This window comes from Pseudomonas sp. NCCP-436 (genome assembly GCF_019656335.1).
Taxonomy (GTDB): Bacteria; Pseudomonadota; Gammaproteobacteria; order Pseudomonadales; family Pseudomonadaceae; genus Aquipseudomonas.
Window position 1 is genome coordinate 51,981 of sequence record NZ_BPLZ01000016.1, and the last position, 24,095, is coordinate 76,075.

The window sequence follows — 24,095 nt, forward strand, 5'->3', positions numbered from 1 at the left end:
CCTTATCGGGCGCCTTCTGCATTTGAGGGAGCAGACGCGCAGAGCAGGCGACGGAAGTCATCCTGCGTCAGTGGCGGGCTGAACAGGTAGCCCTGGTACAGGTGGCAGCCCTCTGTTTGCAGAAACGCCAACTGTTCCGGGTGCTCAACTCCTTCGGCGATCAGCTCAAGACCCAGGCTGCGGGCCATGGCCACGATGGCGCGGATGATTTCGGCGTCATTGGGGTCGCAGGTTGCATCGTGGACGAACGAACGGTCGATTTTCAGTATGTCTACGGGCAGCCGCTTGAGATAGGTCAGCGAACTGTAACCAGTACCGAAGTCGTCCATGGCAAAACTGATGCCGTGACGTTTTAGGCGCAGCATTTTGCTGATGATGTCCTCAATGTTCTGGATGACAATGCTTTCGGTAATCTCCAGTTTCAACATTGTGCTGGGCAGTTGGCTGTTACGCAGGCTCCCTAGTATGTGCTCGACGAAGTCGTGCTGACGAAATTGCTGTGGGCTGATGTTGACACAGAGGCTGAAGGTCTCTCGGTCGGCCAGACCTTCGGCGATCAGGCGTGCGCAGAAATGGCAAGCTTCTGTCAAAACCCATCCGCCCACCTCGATGATCAGCCCGCTTTCTTCCAGAACCTGAATGAACTCGGCTGGGGAGCGCATACCCTGCTGGGGATGCTGCCAGCGCAACAGGACTTCGGCACCGACCATGCAGCCATTTCGGGCGTCGACTTGGGGCTGGAAGTACAGTTCGAACTCGCCGCGTGCAAGAGCCAGGCGCAACTCGTTTTCCAGTCGCAGGCGGGCGCTGGCTGCTGTCTGCATGGTGTTGTGAAACAGCTGGATGGCGTTGCGCCCGGAGTCTTTGGCTCGGTAAAGAGCGATGTCGGCACGCTTGAGCAGGTCTGCCGGCGTCTTGCCGTGATCCGGGATCAGTGCCACGCCAATGCTGGGCGTGACCTGCAACTGATGACCGTCCAGCAGCATGGGCTCGGCGAGTATTCGTCGTAGCTTCTCCGCCAATCGACGCACGTGCCGAGTGACCTCCGCACGGGTGCCGGCAAGGCTGGAGAGCAGTACGACGAACTCGTCACCACCGAGCCGTGCGACGGTGTCTTCTAGGCGTACGCTGGCCTCCAGTCGGGCGGTAATCAGGCGCAGGACAGCGTCACCTACGGGGTGGCCGAGTGAGTCGTTGATGTGCTTGAAGTGGTCCAGATCGATGAAGAGCAGGGCACCACGTAACTTGTGGCGCTGGAGCAGGGAGACTTGCTGGGTCAGGCGGTCGATCAACAGAGCACGGTTGGGCAGATTGGTCAGGGCATCGTGATAGGCCAGGTGCTGGATCTGCGCCTGGGCCTGTTTCAGTTCACTGATGTCGCGCGCGGTGAGCAAGAGGCAAGGCACGCCGTTGAGTTCGATGGGCTGCACCGAAACATCCATTAGGATCACTTGGCCGCCGCGGTTGCGGCCGTGCATCTCCATGTGCAGAACCTGACCATGCTGCTGCAGATGGAGAATCATCCGCTCGCGCTCCTCGGGAAAAGCCCAGACGTTCAGCTCGTGAACAGTGCGGCCGACTACTTCCCAGGCCTGATAGCCGCTGATGCGGGTGAAGCCTTCGTTGACCTCGATATAGCGTCCTGTATCGCGTTCGGTGATGGTGATGGCATCTGGACTGGAGTGGAAGGCCTTGGCAAATTTCTCTTCCGAGCTTTTCAGGCGTTGTTCGTGGAGGATCCGCTCACTGATGTCGACAAGGATGCCGACCATACGCTGCGGCTGACCGGCAGAGTCGAACTGCAGGCGAGCGGTGCTTTCCAGATAGCGAATAGCGCCGTTGTCTTCGCGAACCTGGTAGGTGACCTGATAGCGATTCTTACCGCTGCGAGCCAGTTCCAGATAGTGCTGGCGCAGGCGATGGCGATCGTCCATTGGCACCTGGTTGAAGAAGCTGGTCAGCTCGCCCTCGAATGATTTGTCGCCAAGCCCCTGCAGGTTTGTGGCTCGGGGGCTGGCAAAGATGATGTTGTCGTCGATATGCCAGTCCCAGATACCTAGCGCAGCGGACTCCAGTGCCAGGTTCAGGCGCTGCTGGCTTTCCTGCAGGGCCAGTTCCTGGCGGCGTTGCTCAGTGATGTTACGTACCGTGAGTACCAGACAGGTCTGACCATTGAGTTCTATTTCGCCGCCAAATAGCTGGTTGATGCTGAGGCTGCCATCACGGCTGAATAGTTGTACTTCAAGGTTGCTGAGGCTGCCGTTGTGCAGTTCCTTAAGCATACGCTGGCGGTCGCCGGGATCTGCCCATATGCCCAACTCCAGTGAGGTGCGGCCTACCGCTTCGGCACTGCTCCAGCCGAACTGCTTTTCGAAACTGTGGTTCACTTCGATGAAGCGACCTGAGGCCAGTTCACTAATGGCCACGGCATCGGGCGTATGCATGAAGGCTTTGGCGAACTTTTCTTCACTGGCCCGCAGAGCGTTTTCCGCTTGTTTGCGAGCACTGGTGTCAAGAAAGGCGCAAAGAAGCAGCTGTTCACCCTGAAGTTCGAGGTACTGGCTTGACATTACGCCGTCGAGAATCGTACCGCTGCGGGTGCGCATCTGGACTTCCTGGATCAGGGGCTCGCGGCTTATTGGCGCCTGTCGACGTAGATAGGCACGCTGTTCGTCATGCACCCAGAGGTTCAGCTCATCGACTCTGCGGCCCAGGACTGCGTCGGCGGGCCAGCCGAAGGCTTGGCTGAAATGTTGGTTAACCTCAAGAATCTCACTACTGGCATAGCGAAGCAGCATCATGATGTCCGGGCTCAGATGGAACAGGCTGGCGAAGCGTTGCTCCGAGGCGCGCAGGGCCTGCGCCCGTTCCTGCTGGGCAGTGATATCGCGGATGACACCGAACATGCGCGGCCTACCGTCCGCTTCGCACTGCAGGCTGCCGGTAATTTCCAGCCAGTGCAGGCTGCCATCAGGCCAGTGGATGCGGTGGCGCAAGGCATCGATGATCTTCTCGCCGCGCAGGAGGGCGTGAAACCTGGCCAGCACTTCGGCTCTTTCCTCCTCGGGAATTAGCTCGAAGTAGTTCACTGTGCGGGTAAGTGGGCGGTTAGGGTCGAGTCCGAACAATGCCTGAGCAGCGCGCGACCAGTTCACCTGGCCGCTGCGTATGTCCCAGTACCAGGTGCCTAGGCGTGCACCATTGAGGGCTGCCAGCAGGCGAGGGGTATCCTGCCAGGTTCGCTCGAATTCGACCGGATCCATCGCCGGTATGTGGGGTAGCGGCGGTGTCTGCTCAGTCGATCTGGCCATGTCCTGACCTTCCTTTGAAAGGTACGGTGCGGGTGGCGGTTGATAGAGGCATGTAGCAGTCTTTCTTGTATTTATGGTGCCACGTTAGCCTTGGTCTTCAGACTTATGCAAGATCACCACGCTGACTATCGAGCAGATCCATGAACGCCCGGGCCGCGTTGGATAGAGTGCGCTCGGTGTGCAGGATATAGCCCAGCTGGCGGCTGAGCTGGATCTGCGGCAATGGCAGGCGTACTACCTGGTCGTCCAGCATGGTGCGCGGAAGCACGCTCCAGGCCAGACCGATGGAAACCATCATCTTGATGGTTTCCAGGTAGTTGGTGCTCATGGCTATGTTCGGCGTCAGTCCCTGAGCCTCGAACAGACGTTGCACGATATGGTGGGTAAAAGTGTTGCCGCCCGGGAAGACGGCCGGATGCTGTGCCACATCGGCGAGGCTTATGACCTGGCTGCGGGCCAGCGGATGCTCCGGAGCTGCGACGAAATCCAGCGGATCGTCCCAAACGGGAACGGCACGGATAGGCTCGCGGGTTTCCGGGGCCAGGGTGATAACCGCCAGTTCTGCGCGGCCATGCAGTACTTCCTCGTAGGCAACTTCCGAATCGAGGAACTCGATATCCAGGGCCACTTGCGGATGGGCCCGGGTAAAGGCGCGCAGTAAAGCCGGTAGGCGGTGCAGGCCAATGTGGTGACTGGTGGCCAAGGTCAGTCGACCGCTAACCTCACCCGATAGATTGGTCAGCGCCCGGCGCGTATCGTCCAGCACATTGAGTATCTGGTAGGCGCGTGGTAACAGGGCGCGGCCGGCCTGGGTCAGGCCGATTTCGCGCCCCAGGCGGTCGAACAGGCGCACGCCCAGTTGCTGTTCCAGGCCGGCGATGCGCTTGCTGACGGCCGGCTGGGTCAGATGCAGGCGCTCGCCAGCCTCGGAAAAACTGCCGGTCTCGGCGATGGCGATGAAGGCATTGAGGTTGGCCAGATCCATGGGGGCTCCACTGCATTTGAGTAGCATCAGCATACATTCCCCTGCGGAATCCTTTGAATAAAAAATATGAATTTGAGTTATTTTGTGCCCGCCCATAGCATTCTCCCCATAAGCCGAAGGGCCATTTTCGCCCTGGCATGAATAAAGGCACTTCTGACGCCGGGCGGTGATAGCGCAGGCAGGTTCAGATGTGCTCAAAAGGCGCTGACGAGGTAAGGCTGATGACTGGCAAGACGCTCTACGACAAGCTCTGGGAGATGCACGAGGTTAAACGTCGCGACGACGGTTCCTCGCTGATCTACATCGATCGTCACATTCTTCACGAAGTGACCTCGCCGCAGGCCTTCGAGGGGCTGCGCCTGGCTGGTCGCAAGCCCTGGCGCATTGATGCCAATATCGCCACTCCGGATCACAACGTGCCGACCACCAGAGCCGAGCGCCAGGGCGGCCTTGAAGCCATCGCCGACGAAGTATCGCGTATCCAGGTGCAGACCCTGGACGAGAACTGCGATGACTTCGGCATCCTCGAGTTCAAGATGAACGACGTGCGCCAGGGCATTGTCCATGTGGTCGGACCGGAGCAGGGCGCTACCTTGCCGGGCATGACCGTGGTCTGTGGCGACTCGCACACCTCCACCCATGGTGCCTTCGGTGCGCTGGCCCACGGCATCGGCACTTCCGAGGTCGAGCACGTGCTCGCCACCCAGTGTCTGGTGGCCAAGAAGATGAAGAACATGCAGGTTCGCGTCGAAGGCAAGCTGCCGTTCGGAGTTACCGCCAAGGACATCGTACTGGCAGTGATCGGCAAGATCGGCACCGCTGGCGGCAATGGCCATGCGCTGGAGTTTGCCGGTAGTGCGATCCGCGACCTGTCCATCGAAGGGCGCATGACTATCTGCAACATGGCTATCGAGGCCGGTGCCCGCGTCGGCCTGGTGGCGGTGGACGAGAAGACCATCGCCTACGTCAAGGATCGTCCGTTCGCGCCCAAGGGCGAGGACTGGGACAAGGCCGTGGCGCAGTGGCAGAACCTGGTGTCCGACGACGACGCGGTGTTCGATACCGTGGTCGAGCTGCGTGCCGAGGACATCAAGCCGCAGGTCAGCTGGGGTACTTCGCCGGAAATGGTACTGGCTGTCGATCAGAACGTACCGGATCCGGAGGCCGAGAGCGATCCGGTCAAGCGCGACTCCATCGTCCGTGCTCTGAAGTATATGGGCTTGCGTGCCAATCAGCCGATCACCGACATCCAGCTTGATCGCGTGTTCATCGGTTCCTGCACCAACTCGCGTATCGAGGACCTGCGCGCCGCCGCAGCGGTGGCCAAGGGGCGCAAGGTCGCTAGCACCGTCAAGCAGGCACTGGTGGTGCCGGGCTCCGGTCTGGTCAAGGCGCAGGCCGAAGCGGAAGGGCTGGACAAGATCTTTATCGAGGCCGGTTTTGAATGGCGTGAACCGGGCTGCTCCATGTGTCTGGCGATGAACCCGGACAAACTGGGCAGTGGCGAACATTGCGCCTCGACCTCCAACCGCAACTTCGAAGGCCGGCAGGGCGCCGGTGGCCGTACCCACCTGGTCAGTCCGGCCATGGCCGCCGCCGCGGCGGTGACCGGTCGCTTTATCGATGTGCGCGAATTGATCCAGGCCTGAGGAGTCAGATGATGAAAGCCTTTACTCAACACACCGGCTTGGTCTGCCCGCTCGACCGCGCCAACGTCGACACCGACCAGATCATTCCCAAGCAGTTTCTCAAGTCGATCAAGCGCACCGGCTTCGGCCCCAACCTGTTCGACGAGTGGCGTTACCTGGATGTCGGCCAGCCGAATCAGGACAACTCCAAGCGTCCGATCAACCCGGATTTCGTGCTCAACTTCCCGCGTTATCAGGGCGCCAGCGTTCTGCTCGCGCGCGAGAACTTCGGTTGCGGCTCCTCGCGCGAGCACGCGCCGTGGGCGCTGGACGAGTACGGTTTCCGCACCGTGATCGCGCCGAGCTTCGCTGACATCTTCTACAACAACAGCTTCAAGAACGGCCTGTTGCCGATCATCCTCAAGGATGAAGAGGTCGATGCGCTGTTCGAGCAGGCCGAGGCCACCGAGGGTTATCAGCTGACCGTCGATCTCGAGGCCCAGACCGTGACCCGCCCCGACGGCGTGCAGTACAGCTTCGAGGTCGATGCCTTCCGCAAGCACTGCCTGCTCAACGGCCTGGACGACATCGGCCTGACCCTGCAGGATCAGGAGGCCATTCGTGCTTTCGAGGCCAGGCATCGGGAAGCCAGCCCCTGGCTGTTCGGCGCGATCAAGTGATGGGTAGGGTGGAAAAGCGCGCAGCGTTTTCCACCACAGATTTCGGTGGATGGGCCCGTGGGGCACCATCCACCCTACGGAAATAGAGGAACGTGATGAGCAAGCAGATTCTGGTTCTGCCTGGTGACGGTATCGGCCCGGAAATCATGGCCGAGGCGGTGAAGGTACTGAACCTGGCCAACGACAAGTTCGGCCTGGGTTTCGAACTGGCCTTTGACGAGTTGGGCGGCGCGGCCATCGACAAGTACGGTGTGCCGCTGGCAGACGAGACCCTTGAGCGCGCCCGCGCCGCCGATGCCGTGCTGCTGGGTGCCGTTGGCGGTCCGAAGTGGGACGCAATCGATCCGGCCATTCGCCCGGAGCGCGGTCTGCTGAAAATTCGCTCGCAACTGGGGCTGTTCGGCAACCTGCGTCCGGCCATCCTCTATCCGCAACTGGCCGAGGCCTCCAGCCTCAAGCCGGAAGTGGTCGCGGGTCTGGATATTCTCATCGTGCGTGAGCTGACCGGCGGCATCTACTTCGGTCAGCCGCGCGAGAGCAAGGTGCTGGAAAACGGCGAGCGCATGGCCTATGACACTCTGCCGTACAGCGAGAGCGAGATTCGCCGCATCGCCAAGGTCGGCTTCGACATGGCCATGGTGCGCAGCAAGAAACTGTGCTCGGTGGACAAGGCCAATGTGCTGGCTTCCAGTCAACTGTGGCGTGCCGTGGTAGAAGAGGTGGCCAAGGATTATCCGGAGGTCGAGCTGAGCCACATGTATGTCGACAACGCGGCCATGCAGCTGGTTCGTGCGCCTAAACAGTTTGACGTGATCGTTACGGACAACATGTTTGGTGACATTTTGTCTGACGAAGCTTCGATGCTCACCGGTTCCATCGGCATGCTGCCGTCTGCCTCCCTGGACGCCAACAACAAGGGCATGTACGAACCCTGCCACGGTTCGGCGCCGGACATCGCCGGACAGGGTATTGCCAACCCGCTGGCGACCATCCTCTCGGTGTCCATGATGCTGCGCTACAGCTTCGGCCAGGTCGCTGCCGCCGATGCCATCGAGAAGGCGGTGAGTCTGGTGCTGGATCAGGGGCTGCGTACTGGCGACATCTGGTCCGAAGGCAAGGCCAGGGTCGGTACCGCCGAGATGGGTGATGCAGTAGTCGAAGCGCTGCGTAGTCTGTAATCTTCCCAGCCTCGCCGGGGTGGTTCCGGCTGGCTGCTTATAAGGGTGTAGTCGTTATGAAACGTGTAGGTCTGATCGGTTGGCGTGGCATGGTCGGTTCCGTGCTCATGCAGCGCATGCTGGAAGAGCGGGACTTCGACCTGATCGAGCCGGTGTTCTTCACCACCTCCAATGTCGGCGGCCAGGGCCCAGCCATTGGCAAGGACATTGCTCCGCTGAAAGATGCCTACAGTATCGACGAGCTGAAAGGCCTGGACGTGATCCTGACCTGCCAGGGCGGCGACTACACCAATGAAGTCTTCCCCAAGCTGCGTGAAGCCGGCTGGCAGGGTTACTGGATCGACGCTGCTTCCAGCCTGCGCATGGACGACAGTTCGGTGATCGTGCTCGATCCGGTCAACCGCAAGGTGATTGATCAGGCGTTGGACGCTGGTACCAAGAACTACATCGGCGGCAACTGCACCGTCAGCCTGATGCTGATGGCCCTGGGTGGCCTCTACGAAGCCGGTCTGGTCGAATGGATGAGTGCCATGACCTATCAGGCGGCTTCCGGTGCCGGCGCGCAGAACATGCGTGAGCTGATCAGGCAGATGGGCACCCTTCACGGTGCGGTGGCCGATGACCTGGCTGACCCGGCCAGTGCCATCCTCGAAATCGACCGCAAGGTGGCCGAGACCATGCGTGGCGAGGTCTTCCCAGTGGACAACTTCGGCGTGCCGCTGGCCGGCAGTCTGATTCCCTACATCGACAAGGAACTGCCCAACGGGCAGAGCCGTGAAGAGTGGAAGGCTCAGGCCGAAACCAACAAGATCCTCGGTCGTTTCAAGAGTCCGATCCCGGTCGATGGCATCTGCGTGCGCATCGGTGCCATGCGTTGTCACAGCCAGGCGCTGACCATCAAGTTGAACAAGGATGTGCCGATGGCCGACATCGAAGGCCTGATCAGCCAGCACAACCCCTGGGTCAAGCTGGTGCCGAACCACCGCGAAGACTCCATCCGTGATCTCGCCCCGACTGCCGTCACCGGCACGCTGAGTGTTCCAGTCGGTCGTCTGCGCAAGCTTAATATGGGTTCGCAGTACCTCGGTGCCTTTACTGTCGGCGATCAGCTGCTTTGGGGAGCGGCCGAGCCGCTGCGGCGAATGCTGCGTATCCTGCTGGAGCGCTAAGTCGAAAAAGCCTGAAGCTCTCTAAGCGAAGCCCTCCTGTCGCCGGCAGGAGGGCTTCGCTCTTTTCGTGTCCGGTTCCGTTGCCTGAGCTTCGGGGCGCGGTTACAGTGCTGCACTCCTTGGCATTGCTGATCCGCTCATGTCCCGAACTTTCAACGTCGCCCTGATCGGTTCCGCCGATACAATCACCGAAACATTGGTCGAACTGCTCGATGAGCGCAACTTCCCTATCGACCAGTTGTACTTGCTGGCTCTGGGTGAAGCGCTCGGCCAGAGTCTTGCCTTTCGTGGTCGCCAGTTGCGCTTCCGGGCCCTCGATAACTTTGATTTCGCCCAGGTGCAGTTGGCCTTCGTTGCAGACGAGCTACCGCAGTCCTGTCGTACGCGCGCGCTGGCTGCAGGCTGCTCGCTAATCGACATGACTGCAGGGCTGCCGCTGGATCAGGCTCCCTGCGTTGTGCCTGAGCTGACGACGGTGGCTCCGGGGGAAAGTGCACCTTTCCTGCTGAGTACGCCAACTCCTTCGGCAGTAGCCTGTGCGCTGGTGATGGCAGCCCTAAGCCCGCAACTAAAGGTGAGGCGAGTGCAGCTGACCGCCATGCTCTCAGTCTCCACGCTGGGGCGCGAAGGTGTGCAGGAACTGGCCCGACAGACAGCTGAATTGCTGAATGCGCGCCCACTGGAACCGCGCCTGGTTGATCGGCAACTGGCATTTAATGTGCTGGCCCGAACCGGAGAGGCCGACGAGCAGGGGCATACGCTTCTGGAGCAGCGCCTGACGAGCGAATTGCGTCAGTTATTGCAGCTACCTGAGTTGCCTATATCCGTCACTTGTGCTTTGGCGCCGGTATTTTTTGGTGACAGTCTATCGCTCAGCCTACAGTGCGACGAAGAGGTGGGCGTTGCGGTTGTTCAGCGGCTTCTGGAAGCAGCGCCAGGTCTCGAGTTGGTGGAGGTGGGAGACTATCCGACAGCCGTTGGTGATGCCGTTGGTCAGGATCAGGTGTATGTCGGCCGAGTAAGGGCGGGAGTGTGTGATTTACGACAACTCAATTTGTGGATTGTGTCTGATAATGTAAGAAAAGGCACTGCCCTGAATGCTCTACAGATAGCGGAGTTATTGATAAAACACTATCTGTAAAAGATACTTACCTAGAAATTTGAAGAATCTTTCTAGCTTGGCAATACTGATTGAGTTGATTGCTGGATGGGGATCCACTTGCATGGTGGAGGCAGGCGGCAACTATCAACACCCTCTCGCATGCCGAGAAAAAAGATAAAACAAGGGATAACGCTATGGTTCGGGTTCGCAAACTGGTGCTGGCAATTGCAGCGGCTTCGGCGCTGTCTTCCGGTATGGCGCATGCACTGGGATTGGGTGAAGTTACCCTGAAGTCCTCGCTGAATCAGCCGTTGGTAGCGGAAATCGAGTTGCTGGAGGTTCGCGATCTGGCCTCCAATGAGGTCATTCCCAGTCTCGCATCCCCTGAAGAATTCGCCAAGGCGGGTGTTGATCGTCAGTATTTTCTGACCGATCTGAAATTTACCCCGGTTCTCAAGCCAAACGGCAAGAGTGTGATTCGTGTTACCTCCAGTAAGGTAGTTCGAGAGCCTTATCTGAACTTTCTGGTTGAAGTGCTCTGGCCCAATGGCCGACTGCTGCGTGAATATACCCTGTTGCTCGATCCGCCTCTTTACTCCCCGCAAACTGTCGTTGCAGCTGCGCCTCAATTGCCGATCGCCGCTCCTGTCTCTCGCGCGGTCACCCCGGCTGCCAGTGTTCCAGCAGTACGTTCCACTGCGCCAGCTTCTGCCCCGGCACGGCAGGCGATCTCCGGCAGCGAGTATCGCACCAGCAAAAACGATACCCTTTGGGAGATTTCGCAGCGTGTGGGCGGTGGTTCAGTCCACCAGGTGATGCTGGCCATCCAGGATTTGAATCCGAACGCCTTCATTGACGGCAATATCAATCGTATGAAGAGCGGGCAGGTGCTGCGCTTGCCTGATGAGCAGCAGATTCGCCGGCGCAGCAATGCCGAGGCAGTGGCTCAGGTTGCCGAACAAAATGCTGCTTGGCGTGAAGGGCGTGCCGTAGCGTCGCGCCAACTGGATGCCACCCGTCGAACCAGTGCAGGTGCAGCCCCGGCCAAGGCGGAAAATGGCGACAGCTTGAAACTGGTTGCTGCAGACTCTGGTGCTTCCACCCGTGGCAGTGATACCGGTTCTGCCGACAGTAAGGCGCTGGTCGACAAGCTGGCAGTGACTCAGGAGAGCCTCGACTCTACCCGTCGTGAAAATGCCGAGTTGCAGAGTCGCATTGGTGATTTGCAGAGCCAATTGGACAAGCTTCAGCGCTTGATAGAGCTCAAGGACAGCCAGTTGGCTAAGTTGCAGGCCGAGATGGCAGCCTCGGGCGGAGCCGCCAAGGAAGAAGTTGCGCCCCCAAAAGCGGAATGGCCGGCTTCGAGCGAAGCTCCAGTAGCTGGTGAAGCTGGTGCGCCGACTGTTTCGCCGCCAGGCGAGGCGGCCCCTGATTACAACTACTCAGAAGAACCAGATGCTCCTGTCGAAGACAGTGCGGCAGCAACAGGACAGCCGGCCGAGGAGCCGGCTCCTGTCGTTGCGGCTCCGGTGCGTGCTGTAGAGCCGGCTGTGGCTGCCAAACCTGCTGCTCCGGTGGCGAAGCCTGAGACCAAACCTGCTCCTGCTCCTGCTCCACAGCCTCAGTCGGAGGGTTTTGTTGATGAGATGCTGGCCAATCCGATGACCTTGGGGCTTGCCGGGGGCGGTGTATTGCTGCTGTTGCTGGTAGGTCTGTTGGCGCTGTCGCGGCGTAATGCGATGAAAGAAGCTGAGCTGCAGGAAGAGCTGGCAGACGAGGCGGCGCAGCAGGACGTTTTTGCAGGTAATGTCGATTTGCCGGAAGACAGTTTCGCAGGTCTGGGGGACGATGCTGCCCGTGTAGCATCCACCTCGGCAAGTAATGGGAATGTCACTCCGCAGGCCGCCGATGTGCTGGGTGAGGCGGATATTTACATAGCCTACGGCCGTTTCAATCAGGCTGCCGAACTGCTGCATAACGCCATCAATGACGAGCCGCATCGTGCGGATCTGCGGCTGAAGCTGATGGAGGTCTATGCCGAACTCGGTGATCGTGAGGGCTTTGCTCGGCAGGACAACGAGCTGCGTGAAATTGGCGGAGCTGCGTCTGCTGTTGAGCAGCTCAAGGCCAAGTACCCGTCGATGGTGACTTTTGCCGGAGTTACCGGCGTTGCTGCCGCTGTAGGTACCGAAGATGATCTGGCTGAATTTAGCCTGGATGATCTGTCCCTTGGCGATTCGACGAAGGAGTTCGCAGAGACGGCTGGTGAGCTGGATGATGCCTTCGATCTCGGTCTGGACGGGCTTGAGGCGCAACTGGATGCTGGTGTGCAGTCGGCTCAGCAGGTGCTCGAACCTCAGTCTGATGAGGTCGATCTGGATCTCGGCATGCTGGACGAGCCGGCTCCGGCTGCCGGTATTGCGGATGGTCTGGATTTCTCCCTGCCTCTGGATGATGAAAAGTCTGCGCAGTCGCCGCTTGCCGACGATTTGGCCGATTTCAGTCTTGAGCTTGACGAGCCAGTGAATGTGGCTTCAGCTTCGGTCTCTGATGAAACCGATGACTTTCTGCTCAGTCTCGACGAGGAATCGGCTGCTGCAGATCAGCCGCAGGAGCCATTGAGCGACTTCAGCCTGGATCTGCCGGTCGATGAAGAGCTTACGGCTGCTCTGGACTTGCCGGCCGACTTTGATCTCTCTCTGGACAGTGGTACGCCTTCACAGCCTGCCGCAGATGATTTTGCCGCACAGTTGGAACAGGTCTCGGCCGAGCTGGATCAGTTGGATGTGGCAACAGGGCCGCTCCATACTCCGTCCGAGTCGTTTGATCCTCTTCCGGCTGATCTGGATGGAGATGAGGATTTCGATTTCCTCTCCGGAACCGATGAAACTGCGACCAAGCTGGATTTGGCACGTGCCTATATCGACATGGGTGATACTGAAGGTGCTCGCGACATTCTTGATGAGGTGATTGCGGAAGGTAATGACGCCCAGCAGCAGGAAGCTCGCGAGATGATTGCCAAGTTGGTCTGATAGAAAGATGTCTGATGCAGTACCTTTAGCGGCCGCCGAAATGGCGGCCGCTGGCTTTTACAGAATCGCCCTGGGCCTTGAGTACAAGGGGGCTCGTTATCGTGGCTTTCAGCGTCAGGGTGATGGTGTGCCATCTGTGCAGGGTGCGCTCGAGGCGGCGCTGAGCAAGGTCGCCGGAGGTGAGTCGATCGGCATCATCTGTGCCGGACGAACTGACGCGGCTGTGCACTCCAGTGGCCAGGTGGTTCACTTTGATACCCGTGTCGAGCGTCCACTGCATGCCTGGGTCATGGGTGGCAATATGAATCTGCCCAAGGACATCAGCGTGACTTGGGCCAAGGTGATGCCGGCGGACTTTCATGCGCGGTTTTCCGCTGTGGCACGGCGCTACCGTTATGTGATCTACAACGATCCGATCCGTCCGGCACACATGGCAGAAGAGGTCACCTGGAACCATCGTCCGTTGGATGTGGCGCGTATGCGTGAAGCTGCTGCCGCGCTGGTCGGTACTCATGACTTCAGTGCCTTCCGCGCGGCTCAGTGTCAGGCCAAGTCGCCGATCAAGACGGTTCATCATCTGGAGGTCATGGCCTATGGCTGCTTCATCGTGCTGGACATCCGCGCCAATGCCTTCCTCCACCACATGGTGCGCAATATCGCCGGTGTTCTGATGAGCATTGGTTCTGGCGAGCGCCCGGTTGGCTGGGCGCGCGAGGTGCTGGAGCGTGGCGAGCGTAAGAGTGGTGGGGTGACGGCGCATCCCTACGGTTTGTATCTGGTGCAGGTCGATTATCCCGAGGCATTCGGAGTGCCGCAGCGTTACCTCGGCCCGCATTTTCTCTCCGGGCTGCCGGACGTGCGACAGCCCTAAGGCTTTGCTACCATCGAGAACTTCGTGATCAGAGGTGCCTGATGGTTGTACGTAGCAAAATCTGCGGTATTACCCGTGTTGAGGACGCTCTGGTCGCGGTCGAGGCGGGAGCCGATGCCATCGGGTTGGTGTTCTACGAAAAAAGTCCGCGAGCCGTTGAGCTAGAGCAGGCTCGCGTGATTCTGCAGGCACTTCCGCCATTCGTGACGGCGGTCGGGCTGTTTGTGGATATGCCGCGTGTTGAACTACAGCAGTTGCTGCTGCAGTTGCCGCTGGATCTGCTGCAGTTCCACGGCAACGAGTCACCGGCAGAGTGCGAGGGATATGGCCGTCCGTATATAAAGGCTTTGCGGGTACGTCCCGGTCAGGATGTGCTACAGGCCATGGCGCCGTATTGCGGCGCGCGCGGCATATTGCTGGACACTTATGTCGAGGGAGTGCCTGGCGGAACCGGCGCCTCCTTCGACTGGTCGCTGGTGCCGCGTGGCAGTGATGTACCGATCATCCTCGCTGGTGGGCTGGATGCAGTCAATGTTGATGCGGCCATCGCTCAGGTGCGTCCCTATGCTGTGGATGTCAGTGGCGGTGTAGAGGCTGCAAAGGGTATCAAGGATGCGACGAAGATCCGTGCCTTCATCGATGCGGTAAACAGGGCCTCAATGTGACGGCAACACGGGTACGGCCGTCAACTAGCCTGTCATGCCGTCCGCGACAGCTGCGTGCTGTCTTGTCGATTGGCGGAGAAGAATTGCGAAGCCGGATGGTTGCCGAAAAGCCGTCCGCCTGAACCAACAGTTATGGAGAAATAACAGTATGAGCAACTGGTTGGTAGACAAACTCATCCCTTCGATAATGCGTTCCGAGGTGAAGAAAAGCTCGGTGCCGGAAGGGCTGTGGCACAAGTGTCCCTCCTGCGATGCCGTACTGTATCGCCCTGAACTGGAAAAGACGCTGGATGTCTGCCCCAAGTGCAACCATCACATGCGCATCGGTGCGCGGGCGCGTCTTAACCTGTTCCTTGATGCTGATGGGCGTGAGGAGATCGGCGCTGATCTGGAGCCGGTCGACCGCCTCAAGTTTCGGGATAGCAAGAAGTACAAGGATCGCCTGAGTGCGGCGCAGAAGCAGACTGGCGAAAAGGATGCACTGGTGGCCATGAAGGGCACTCTCGAAGGCATGCCGGTGGCCGTTTGTGCCTTCGAGTTTTCCTTTATGGGTGGCTCCATGGGCGCCATCGTCGGCGAGCGTTTTGTCCAGGCGGCCAATGTCGCTCTCGAGCAACGCTGCCCGCTGGTTTGTTTCTCCGCATCCGGGGGCGCGCGCATGCAGGAGGCGCTGATATCGCTGATGCAGATGGCCAAAACTTCGGCAGCGCTGGCACGCCTGCGTGAAGAGGGGCTGCCGTTCATTTCGGTCCTGACAGACCCGGTCTATGGTGGCGTTTCGGCCAGTCTGGCCATGCTCGGTGACGTGATCGTGGCCGAGCCCAAGGCTCTTATCGGCTTTGCCGGACCGAGGGTGATTGAGCAAACGGTACGCGAAAAGCTGCCGGAGGGTTTCCAGCGCAGTGAGTTCCTGCTGGAACATGGTGCTATCGATATGATTATTCCGCGCAATGAATTGCGTCCGCGCCTGGCGCGACTGCTGGCACAACTGATGAATCGTCCTTCGCCAGCTTCTCTGCCTGCAACGGCATGAGTGAGCGCAACTTGGGCGAGTGGCTCGCCTATCTAGAGGGATTGCATCCCACTGCCATCGACATGGGGCTGGAGCGCTCGCGCGAGGTTGCGCAGCGCCTTACTCTGGGGCGGCCTGCGCCGAGGGTGATTACGGTCACTGGCACCAACGGTAAGGGCTCTACCTGTGCTTTCCTGGCTAATCTGCTTCGCGCGCAGGGATTGCGTGTCGGCCTCTACAGCTCCCCACACCTGTTGCGTTACAACGAAAGAGTAGAGCTTGATGGTCGTGAGGCGAGCGATGTTCAGCTATGCCAGGCTTTTGCCGCGGTCGAGTCGGCGCGTGGCGAAATTTCCCTGACCTATTTCGAAATGGGCACTCTGGCGGCCTTCTGGTTGTTCCAACAGTCGAACCTGGATGCTGTGGTGCTGGAGGTGGGGCTTGGTGGGCGTCTGGATGCCGTCAACCTGATAGATGCCGATTTGGCGCTGATTACCAGCATCGGCCTGGATCATGTGGACTGGCTGGGCGACAGCCGTGATTCGGTGGCTTACGAAAAAGCTGGAATTATGCGTCCTGGCCGGCCGGCGCTGTGCGGTGACCTGAATCCTCCTGCGGTGCTGCTTGAGCAGGCGGCGACATTGCAGGCGCCTTTGCTGCGTCGCGGTACGGACTATGATTTGAACATTCGGTCAGATGACTGGAGCTGGTTCGGGTGCGATGAATCTGGCCAACCGCTAGCGCTAACGACATTGCCGCTGCTTGATCTGCCGCTGGAGAGCGCGGCACTGGCCTTGCAAGCCTACGCGCTGCTCGGGTTGCCGTGGGACGCATCGACTCTGATCCGTGCACTGGAAAGCACCCACGTGCCCGGACGCCTTGATCGACGCGCATTGAGTTGGCAAGGAAAGTCGCTAACGCTGCTGCTGGATGTCGGTCACAACCCCCATGCCGCCGAATACCTGGCGCGCCGCTTGCAACAGCGTCCTCTTGCCAGTCGGCGTCGGGCAGTTTTCGCTCTGTTGGCTGACAAGGATCTGTCCGGGGTGGTGGCACCATTGCTCGATCTGGTTAGTGAGTGGGTTGTGGCACCGTTGAACACCCCGCGATCGCGAGCGGCAGAGGAGCTGGCGCAGCATTTGCGTCAGCAGCAGGCGGTTGTCGAGATCTTGCCCAATGTGCGTGCAGCCATCGAGCAGCAGTGCGAGCGAGCCGGCAATGGCGAGGAAATCCTGGTGTTCGGCTCCTTCTTCTGCGTGGCCGAGGCATTGGAGTGGTTGGCCGGACAAGGCTGAGTCTTGCACGTTTGGGCTGGCGTTGCGGGTGGCGGCGATGGCAGTATCTCGGGCTCTGGCTTTAAGACGGTGGAGTAGGGGATGGCCTGGTTGGACAAGGGACTCAAGCAGCGTATGGTCGGCGCACTCGTGCTGGTTGCGCTGGCGGTAATTTTCTTGCCCATGTTGCTATCGCGCGAGGACGAAATGCGTTGGATAGAGGTGGATGCTCCACCGATGCCGGCTGCTCCGGCCCGTGCTGAGATCGCCGTGCAGCCTGTAGAGGTGATTGAGCCTGAAGAGTTGCCGCAGGAGATGGTCCCTGAGGAGATGGTAACGCCTCCTCAGGTAGTCGAGACACAGCCGCCTACACCACCCACGGTCGTCGAGAAGCCGGCTAAGATGGAAAGCAAACCGGCTCAGGTCAGCAAGCCTGCGAAGCCGGAGAGTCGCCTGGATGCCAACAGCCTGCCCATCAGCTGGTCAGTTCAGTTGGCCAGCCTGGCCAGCCGCAGCGGTGCCGAAAATCTGCAGAAGACCCTGCGCAGCCAGGGCTACAATGCCTATATCCGAACCTTTGACGGCATGAACCGGGTGTTTGTCGGGCCGTTGATCGAGCGGGCGGAGGCTGAGCGTTTGCGTGATCAACTGAACCGTCAGCACAAGCTGAACGGCTTTGTCGTGCGCTTTCAGCCGGAAGCAGGTTAAGGGAAAGGGGAGCAGGCCTGGTGTTTTTCACCAGGCTGTTACCAGCTCCGTCGGCCTCTGCTAAAATATTTCGCCTTTTCCGCTGGTAGGCCGCACTGTGGTATTCACTTGGGTCGATTGGGCGATCATCGCCATCATCGCCATTTCAAGCTTGATCAGTCTGAAGCGCGGCTTCATCAAGGAAGCCCTGTCGCTGTTGACCTGGATCCTAGCAGGCGTTGTAGCCTGGATGTTTGGTGGTGCCTTGGCGCAGCACCTTGCCGGGTTTATCGAGACTCCGTCGGCACGAATCATTGCGGCCTGTGCCGTTCTCTTTCTGGCTACCCTACTGGTGGGAGCCTTGGTCAATTTTCTTATTGGTGAGCTGATTCGGGTTACCGGTCTGTCTGGTACGGATCGCTTGCTGGGCATGGTATTTGGCGCTGCTCGTGGCGGTCTGCTGGTTGTGTTGCTGGTCGGATTGATCAGCTTGGCACCGGTCGAACAGGATGCCTGGTGGCAGCAGTCGCAGTTGGTACCAGATTTTCTGATGGTCGCTGACTGGTCGAAGAACCTGATTCTTGGTTGGTCCGACCAGTGGTTCTCCAGTAGAGCGGCCTATCCGGTCGAATTTCCTTAGTTTGAATGGGCGGCGTGGAATAATGCCTGCGTCGCTCACTGAATCATCCTGAACTATCTAGCAGGGGTCGTGGCACATGTGTGGCATCGTCGGTATCGTCGGCAAGTCGAACGTCAATCAGGCGCTGTATGACGCGCTTACCGTCCTTCAGCATCGCGGCCAGGACGCTGCCGGCATCGTAACCAGCCATGAAGGCCGCCTGTTCCTGCGCAAGGACAATGGTCTGGTGCGTGACGTTTTCCAGCAACGTCATATGCAGCGGCTGGTGGGTGACATGGGCATTGCCCATGTGCGCTATCCGACTGCCGGCAGTTCCAGTTCTGCCGAGGCGCAACCGTTTTATGTCAATTCGCCATATGGCATCACTCTCGCTCATAATGGCAATCTGACCAACGTCGAGCAGCTGGCCAAGGAAATCTATGAATCGGATTTGCGTCATGTAAACACCAACTCCGACTCGGAAGTTCTGCTCAACGTTTTTGCCCATGAGCTGGCGCAGCGCGGCAAGCTGCAACCGACCGAAGAAGACGTGTTTGCTGCAGTTGCCCATGTCCATGAGCGCTGTCGTGGCGGTTATGCGGTGGTGGCGATGATCACTGGCTACGGCATCGTTGGTTTCCGTGATCCCAACGGTATTCGTCCCATCGTATTCGGTCAGCGTCACACCGATGAAGGTGTGGAGTACATGATCGCTTCTGAGAGTGTGGCCCTGGACGTACTGGGTTTTACCTTGATTCGTGATCTGGCGCCGGGTGAGGCGGTGTACATCACCGAGGACGGTCAGCTTTTCACGCGTCAGTGCGCGACCAATCCGAAATACGCGCCATGCATCTTTGAGCATGTTTATCTGGCGCGTCCGGATTCGATCATGGACGGCATCTCGGTGTACAAGGCACGCCTGCGCATGGGGGAGAAACTGGCCGACAAGATTTTGCGCGAGCGCCCGAATCATGATATCGATGTGATCATTCCGGTTCCGGATACCAGCCGTACGGCTGCTCTGGAATTGGCCAACCGGTTGGGCGTGAAGTTCCGTGAGGGCTTCGTGAAAAACCGCTATATCGGTCGTACCTTCATCATGCCCGGTCAGGCGGCACGCAAGAAATCCGTGCGGCAGAAACTCAATGCCATCGAACTGGAGTTCCGCGGCAAGAACGTGATGCTGGTGGACGACTCCATCGTGCGCGGCACTACCTGCAAGCAGATCATCCAGATGGCCCGTGAGGCCGGTGCGAAAAATGTCTACTTCTGCTCGGCCGCTCCCGCTGTGCGTTACCCGAACGTGTACGGTATCGACATGCCCAGTGCCCATGAGTTGATTGCTCATGGCCGTACCACCGAGCAGGTCTGCGAACTGATCGGCGCAGACTGGCTGGTGTATCAGGATCTGCAGGATCTGATCGAGGCAGTCAGTGGCAGCAAGAAGATCAAGATTGACAATTTCGACTGTGCAGTGTTCGACGGCAAGTACGTAACCGGTGACGTGGATGCGGCCTATCTGGATCGCATTGAGCGGGCACGAAATGACGCTAGCAAGAGCCGGATAGAAGCAGTCAGCGAAATCATCGACCTGCACAACAACTGAGCGACACTGTCCGTGGGCCGTTTGGATGCAAGCCGGCGGCCCGATCCGTTTTCCGCATGAGGAATTGATATGACACAGGATTGGGATGCCGGTCGGCTCGATAGTGACTTGGATGGTGCGGCTTTCGATACCCTGGCAGTGCGTGCCGGCCAACATCGTTCGCCGGAGGGTGAGCATGGTGAGGCGCTGTTTCTGACTTCCAGCTATGTATTTCGCAGTGCGGCCGACGCTGCTGCACGTTTTGCCGGCGAGCAGCCCGGCAATGTCTATTCGCGTTATACCAACCCAACTGTGCGCACCTTTGAAGAGCGTATTGCGGCTCTGGAGGGAGCCGAGCAGGCGGTGGCTACGTCCTCCGGCATGTCGGCGATCCTCTCCATCGTCATGAGTCTGTGCAGTGCCGGCGACCATGTGCTGGTTTCGCGCAGTGTGTTCGGCTCCACCATCAGCCTGTTCGAGAAGTATCTCAAGCGCTTCGGTGTTGAAGTGGACTATGTGCCGTTGGCTGATCTGAATGCCTGGCGCTCCGCGTTCAGGCCGAATACCCGGTTGCTGTTCGTCGAGTCGCCGTCCAATCCGTTGGCCGAACTGGTGGACATTGCCGCCCTGGCAGGCATCGCCCATGAGCATGGTGCACTGCTGGCAGTAGACAACTGTTTCTGCACCCCGGCATTGCAGCAGCCGTTGAGGCTGGGGGCGGACATCGTCATGCACTCGGCCACCAAGTATATCGACGGTCAGGGGCGGGGACTTGGCGGTGTAGTGGCCGGGCGCAAGGCACAAATGGAACAGGTGGTCGGATTTCTGCGCACTGCCGGGCCGACTCTCAGTCCGTTCAACGCCTGGCTGTTCCTCAAGGGGCTGGAGACCTTGCGTATCCGTATGCAGGCGCAGAGTGCCAGTGCTCTGCAACTGGCCCTGTGGCTGGAGCAACAGCCACAGGTGGAGCGTGTCTATTACGCAGGTCTGCCCAGTCATCCGCAGCATGAACTGGCCAGACATCAGCAGAGTGCGTTCGGCGCGGTGCTCAGCTTCGAGGTCAAGGGCGGTCGAGAGGCGGCCTGGAAGGTAATCGATGCTACCCAGGTGATATCCATTACCACCAACCTGGGGGATACCAAGACCACTATCGCTCATCCAGCCACCACGTCGCACGGTCGTCTGAGCCCGCAGGAGCGGGCCAACGCCGGTATTAGTGACAGTCTTATTCGCGTGGCTGTAGGTCTGGAGGACTTGGCCGACCTCAAGGCGGATCTGGCGTGCGGCCTGGCCGCAGTCTGAGCATGCTGAGCTGGGAGACTGATGCTGCGCCGAACAACGGGCGTGTGGCGCTGGTAACCGGAGCGGCACGTGGTATCGGTCTGGGCATCAGCGCCTGGCTGATCGCTGAGGGCTGGCAGGTAGTGCTGGCCGACATTGACCGGGAGCGAGGTTCAAAGGTAGCGCGGGCGCTGGGCAACAATGCCTGGTTTGTCGCCATGGACGTGTCTCAAGAGGAGCTGGTGAGTCTTGGCGTAGCCGAGGTCCTTGGTCAGTTCGGCCGTCTTGATGCGCTGGTCTGCAATGCCGCTATTGCTGATCCTCACACGCCGCCCGTCGAGGAACTCGACTTGCGCCGCTGGAAGCGCATGCTGGACGTCAACCTGACCGGCCCTATGCTGCTGGCCAAGTATTGTGCACCCTACCTACGGGGGCATCGTGGGGCTATCGTCAACATTGCTTCGACCCGAGCCAGCCAGTCTGAAGCCGATTGTGAGGCCTATGCGGCGAGCAAGGGTGGGTTGGTAGCGTTAACTCATGCTCTTGCTGTCAGTCTCGGACCGGAAGTACGCGTTAACTGTGTCAGTCCTGGCTGGATTGATGCGCGTGATCCCTCGCAACAGCGGTTGGCGCCGTTGTCGGTGTTCGATCATGCGCAGCACCCGGTGGGGCGGGTTGGCACAGTGGAGGATGTGGCGGCGCTGGTCGCCTGGCTGCTCTCCGACAGTGCCGGTTTTGTCACTGGGCAGCAGTATGTGATCGATGGTGGCATGAGCCGCAAGATGATCTATCAGGACTGATCCGAAGCTGGGTGCGTTCTTGGCGCTTTCTGCAAACTCCCGAAAATGAAAAGGGCTCCCAAGGGAGCCCTTATGCTGCAAGCCGATTACATGTTGGGGTAGTTCGGCCCACCGGTACCTTCCGGCGCCACCCAGGTGATGTTCTGCGCGGGATCCTTGATGTCGCAGGTTTTGCAGTGCACGCAGTTCTGAGCGTTAATCTGGAAGCGTTTTTCGCCGTCTTCCTGGGTCACTACTTCGTAGACACCGGCTGGGCAGTAGCGCTGTGCCGGTTCGTCATACAGTGGCAGGTTCTTGCTCAGCGGAATGCTTGGGTCGGCGAGCTTGAGGTGACAGGGCTGCTCTTCTTCATGGTTGGTGTTGGATAGGAAAACAGAGGAGAGCTTGTCGAAGCTCAGCTTGCCATCCGGTTTCGGGTAGACGATCTTCTCGCACTCGGCAGCCGGTTTCAGGCAGGCGTAGTCCGGCTTGTTGTCGTGCAGGGTGAAGGGTGCCTTGCCGCCGAAGATGTTCTGATCCAGCCAGTTGATGCCTCCGCCGATGATGGCGCCGTATTTGTGGATCGCAGCGCCAAAGTTACGGCTGCGGAACAGCTCGTCATACAGCCAGCTGGCCTTGAACGCATCGACGTAATTGCTCAGCTCGTCGCCGCCTTCGCGACCTGCGGCCAAAGCCTCGGCAATCGCCTCTGCGGCAAGCATGCCGGATTTCATTGCGGTGTGGCTGCCCTTGATCTTGGCGAAGTTCAGGGTGCCGAGGTCGCAGCCGATCAGTGCGCCGCCGGGGAAGACCATCTTCGGCAGCGAGTTGAGGCCGCCCTTGCAGATGGCGCGGGCACCGTAGGCCACACGCTTGCCCCCTTCGAGGTACTGCTTGATCACCGGGTGATGCTTGTAGCGTTGAAATTCGTCGAACGGAGACAGATGCGGGTTGGCGTAGGACAGGTCGACGATCAGGCCGACCACTACCTGGTTGTTTTCCAGGTGATAAAGGAAGGAGCCACCGGTGTTGTCGGTGCCCATGATGTCCATCGGCCAGCCGGCGGTATGCACCACCAGGCCCTGCTCATGCTTGGCCGGATCGATGTCCCAGATTTCCTTGATGCCGATACCGTAGTGCTGGGCGTCGGCTTCGCTGTCGAGCTTATATTTTTTGATCAGTTGCTTGCCAATATGGCCGCGACAGCCCTCAGCGAACAGTGTGTACTTGGCGCGCAGCTCCATGCCAGGCGTATAATAGCCTTCCTTTGGATTGCCTTCGCGGTCGACGCCTAGATCACCGGTAATGATGCCGCGCACCACGCCGTTTTCATCGATCAGAGCTTCCTGAGCGGCGAAGCCCGGGTAGATTTCAACTCCCAGGTTTTCTGCCTGCTGGGCCAGCCAGCGACACAGGTTGCCGAGGGAAATGATGTAATTGCCTTCGTTGTGCATGGTTTTCGGCACAAAGAAGTCCGGAATTCGGGTAGCCTTGTCGGCATCACGCAGTAGGTAGATGTCGTCGCGCTTGACCGGAGTATTGAGTGGCGCGCCAAGCTCTTTCCAGTTGGGGAACAGTTCGTTCAGCGCACGGGGTTCGAATACCGCGCCGGAGAGGATGTGAGCGCCGACTTCGGAGCCTTTTTCGACTACGCAGACGCTGATTTCCTGACCCGCTTCAGCGGCTTTCTGCTTCAGTCGACAGGCGGCGGAAAGACCGGACGGGCCAGCGCCGACGATGACAACGTCGAACTCCATAAATTCGCGTTCCACAGGCTATCTCCTACATAAGGCTCTTCGATATTTTATTTGGAGGGCGCGGCTCGATCCCTTTAGCTAGCGCAGCTTGGGCATTATATCTACCCGCTTTGGCTGGGCCAATACAAACGTTTGTTTGAATTTTCTGTAGGCCTGTTAGAATCATACTACATCGCCTGATGACCGGCCGGTTCGCTGTATTGACCGAGTCAAGCAGTGGGGTCAAGATACGGGCGGTTTTGCGCTCGCCGTCTAGGCTGAAAGGTCCGTTCTGGCTGGTTTTGCATCACCGGCCAGGCTTGCCTTGGCGACATTCCTATTCATCGGAGAGTAACGAGGAATCCATGAAGGTTCTTGTAGCTGTCAAACGAGTGGTTGACTACAACGTCAAGGTTCGCGTCAAGGCGGACAACAGCGGCGTCGACCTCGCCAACGTCAAGATGTCCATGAACCCCTTCTGCGAAATCGCTGTGGAAGAGG

General features: G+C 59.2%; 18 protein-coding genes and 1 pseudogene. 16 read left to right on the forward strand and 3 right to left on the reverse strand.

Going from position 1 to position 24,095, the window contains the following annotated elements; all coding sequences use genetic code 11:
* Positions 1–2: 2 nt before the first annotated feature.
* A complete protein-coding gene (locus NCCP436_RS15165; RefSeq protein ID WP_220804805.1) occupies positions 3–3,311 on the reverse strand; it encodes a bifunctional diguanylate cyclase/phosphodiesterase in 3,309 nt (1,102 codons plus the stop codon).
* A 103-nt stretch (positions 3,312–3,414) separates the two neighbouring features.
* Positions 3,415–4,296: a LysR family transcriptional regulator gene (locus tag NCCP436_RS15170; protein WP_220804806.1), complete on the reverse strand. Its 882-nt coding sequence runs from the start codon at positions 4,294–4,296 to the stop codon at positions 3,415–3,417.
* Between the two features lie 221 nt (positions 4,297–4,517).
* On the opposite strand from NCCP436_RS15170, the gene leuC reads away from it, so the two are divergent.
* The 15 genes from leuC to NCCP436_RS15245 all read left to right on the forward strand — a co-directional run bounded on the left by leuC (position 4,518) and on the right by NCCP436_RS15245 (position 21,879).
* Complete coding sequence (gene leuC, locus NCCP436_RS15175; protein ID WP_220804807.1) at positions 4,518–5,945, forward strand: 3-isopropylmalate dehydratase large subunit; 1,428 nt, start codon at positions 4,518–4,520, stop codon at positions 5,943–5,945.
* Between the two features lie 11 nt (positions 5,946–5,956).
* Positions 5,957–6,604: a 3-isopropylmalate dehydratase small subunit gene (leuD, locus tag NCCP436_RS15180; RefSeq protein WP_220804808.1), complete on the forward strand. Its 648-nt coding sequence runs from the start codon at positions 5,957–5,959 to the stop codon at positions 6,602–6,604.
* A 95-nt stretch (positions 6,605–6,699) separates the two neighbouring features.
* On the forward strand, positions 6,700–7,782 hold the full coding sequence (leuB, locus tag NCCP436_RS15185) for a 3-isopropylmalate dehydrogenase (protein WP_220804809.1): 1,083 nt from the start codon (positions 6,700–6,702) through the stop codon (positions 7,780–7,782).
* Positions 7,783–7,838: 56 nt separating this feature from the next.
* Positions 7,839–8,951 carry an aspartate-semialdehyde dehydrogenase gene (gene asd / locus NCCP436_RS15190; RefSeq protein WP_220804810.1) on the forward strand — a complete coding sequence of 371 codons (1,113 nt, stop codon included), beginning with the start codon at positions 7,839–7,841 and terminating at the stop codon, positions 8,949–8,951.
* A 139-nt stretch (positions 8,952–9,090) separates the two neighbouring features.
* Entirely contained in the window at positions 9,091–10,092 is a 1,002-nt protein-coding gene (locus NCCP436_RS15195; RefSeq protein WP_220804811.1) for an aspartate-semialdehyde dehydrogenase, read from the forward strand.
* A gap of 155 nt (positions 10,093–10,247) precedes the next feature.
* A complete protein-coding gene (locus tag NCCP436_RS15200; RefSeq protein WP_220804812.1) occupies positions 10,248–13,085 on the forward strand; it encodes a FimV/HubP family polar landmark protein in 2,838 nt (945 codons plus the stop codon).
* A 7-nt stretch (positions 13,086–13,092) separates the two neighbouring features.
* Entirely contained in the window at positions 13,093–13,956 is an 864-nt protein-coding gene (truA, locus tag NCCP436_RS15205) for a tRNA pseudouridine(38-40) synthase TruA (protein WP_220804813.1), read from the forward strand.
* Between the two features lie 38 nt (positions 13,957–13,994).
* Positions 13,995–14,621: a phosphoribosylanthranilate isomerase gene (locus tag NCCP436_RS15210; RefSeq protein WP_220804825.1), complete on the forward strand. Its 627-nt coding sequence runs from the start codon at positions 13,995–13,997 to the stop codon at positions 14,619–14,621.
* 148 nt (positions 14,622–14,769) lie between these two features.
* The gene (gene accD / locus NCCP436_RS15215) at positions 14,770–15,654 is read left to right on the forward strand and encodes an acetyl-CoA carboxylase, carboxyltransferase subunit beta (protein WP_220804814.1); all 885 of its coding nucleotides are present in this window, start codon (positions 14,770–14,772) and stop codon (positions 15,652–15,654) included.
* Complete coding sequence (folC, locus tag NCCP436_RS15220; protein ID WP_220804815.1) at positions 15,651–16,928, forward strand: bifunctional tetrahydrofolate synthase/dihydrofolate synthase; 1,278 nt, start codon at positions 15,651–15,653, stop codon at positions 16,926–16,928. The genes accD and folC overlap by 4 nt, the downstream gene beginning before the upstream one ends.
* 81 nt (positions 16,929–17,009) lie before the next feature.
* Complete coding sequence (locus NCCP436_RS15225; protein ID WP_220804816.1) at positions 17,010–17,615, forward strand: SPOR domain-containing protein; 606 nt, start codon at positions 17,010–17,012, stop codon at positions 17,613–17,615.
* 97 nt (positions 17,616–17,712) lie between these two features.
* On the forward strand, positions 17,713–18,234 hold the full coding sequence (locus NCCP436_RS15230) for a CvpA family protein (protein WP_220804817.1): 522 nt from the start codon (positions 17,713–17,715) through the stop codon (positions 18,232–18,234).
* A 76-nt stretch (positions 18,235–18,310) separates the two neighbouring features.
* The gene (purF, locus tag NCCP436_RS15235; RefSeq protein ID WP_220804818.1) at positions 18,311–19,819 is read left to right on the forward strand and encodes an amidophosphoribosyltransferase; all 1,509 of its coding nucleotides are present in this window, start codon (positions 18,311–18,313) and stop codon (positions 19,817–19,819) included.
* A 69-nt stretch (positions 19,820–19,888) separates the two neighbouring features.
* Positions 19,889–21,100 (forward strand): O-succinylhomoserine sulfhydrylase, encoded by a 1,212-nt coding sequence (locus NCCP436_RS15240; protein ID WP_220804819.1) that lies wholly within the window; start codon positions 19,889–19,891, stop codon positions 21,098–21,100.
* Between the two features lie 2 nt (positions 21,101–21,102).
* Positions 21,103–21,879, forward strand: a complete 777-nt coding sequence (locus NCCP436_RS15245; protein WP_220804820.1) for an SDR family oxidoreductase — start codon at positions 21,103–21,105, stop codon at positions 21,877–21,879.
* Between the two features lie 86 nt (positions 21,880–21,965).
* Here the strand turns inward: NCCP436_RS15245 and NCCP436_RS15250 are convergent, their stop codons facing one another.
* On the reverse strand, positions 21,966–23,630 hold the full coding sequence (locus NCCP436_RS15250) for an electron transfer flavoprotein-ubiquinone oxidoreductase (protein WP_220804821.1): 1,665 nt from the start codon (positions 23,628–23,630) through the stop codon (positions 21,966–21,968).
* A gap of 329 nt (positions 23,631–23,959) precedes the next feature.
* Between NCCP436_RS15250 and NCCP436_RS15255 the strand changes: the two are divergent.
* Positions 23,960–24,095, forward strand: a pseudogene (locus NCCP436_RS15255) (electron transfer flavoprotein subunit beta/FixA family protein); the annotation flags it as partial.

Excerpts from the sequence above, each read along its gene's own strand:
- NCCP436_RS15165 (WP_220804805.1), bottom strand. The coding sequence starts at position 3,311 with ATGGCCAGATCGACTGAGCAGACACCGCCGCTACCCCACATACCGGCG.
- NCCP436_RS15170 (WP_220804806.1), bottom strand. The coding sequence starts at position 4,296 with ATGGATCTGGCCAACCTCAATGCCTTCATCGCCATCGCCGAGACCGGC.
- leuC (WP_220804807.1), top strand. The coding sequence starts at position 4,518 with ATGACTGGCAAGACGCTCTACGACAAGCTCTGGGAGATGCACGAGGTT.
- leuD (WP_220804808.1), top strand. The coding sequence starts at position 5,957 with ATGAAAGCCTTTACTCAACACACCGGCTTGGTCTGCCCGCTCGACCGC.
- leuB (WP_220804809.1), top strand. The coding sequence starts at position 6,700 with ATGAGCAAGCAGATTCTGGTTCTGCCTGGTGACGGTATCGGCCCGGAA.
- asd (WP_220804810.1), top strand. The coding sequence starts at position 7,839 with ATGAAACGTGTAGGTCTGATCGGTTGGCGTGGCATGGTCGGTTCCGTG.
- NCCP436_RS15195 (WP_220804811.1), top strand. The coding sequence starts at position 9,091 with ATGTCCCGAACTTTCAACGTCGCCCTGATCGGTTCCGCCGATACAATC.
- NCCP436_RS15200 (WP_220804812.1), top strand. The coding sequence starts at position 10,248 with ATGGTTCGGGTTCGCAAACTGGTGCTGGCAATTGCAGCGGCTTCGGCG.
- truA (WP_220804813.1), top strand. The coding sequence starts at position 13,093 with ATGTCTGATGCAGTACCTTTAGCGGCCGCCGAAATGGCGGCCGCTGGC.
- accD (WP_220804814.1), top strand. The coding sequence starts at position 14,770 with ATGAGCAACTGGTTGGTAGACAAACTCATCCCTTCGATAATGCGTTCC.
- folC (WP_220804815.1), top strand. The coding sequence starts at position 15,651 with ATGAGTGAGCGCAACTTGGGCGAGTGGCTCGCCTATCTAGAGGGATTG.
- NCCP436_RS15225 (WP_220804816.1), top strand. The coding sequence starts at position 17,010 with ATGGCCTGGTTGGACAAGGGACTCAAGCAGCGTATGGTCGGCGCACTC.
- purF (WP_220804818.1), top strand. The coding sequence starts at position 18,311 with ATGTGTGGCATCGTCGGTATCGTCGGCAAGTCGAACGTCAATCAGGCG.
- NCCP436_RS15240 (WP_220804819.1), top strand. The coding sequence starts at position 19,889 with ATGACACAGGATTGGGATGCCGGTCGGCTCGATAGTGACTTGGATGGT.
- NCCP436_RS15245 (WP_220804820.1), top strand. The coding sequence starts at position 21,103 with ATGCTGAGCTGGGAGACTGATGCTGCGCCGAACAACGGGCGTGTGGCG.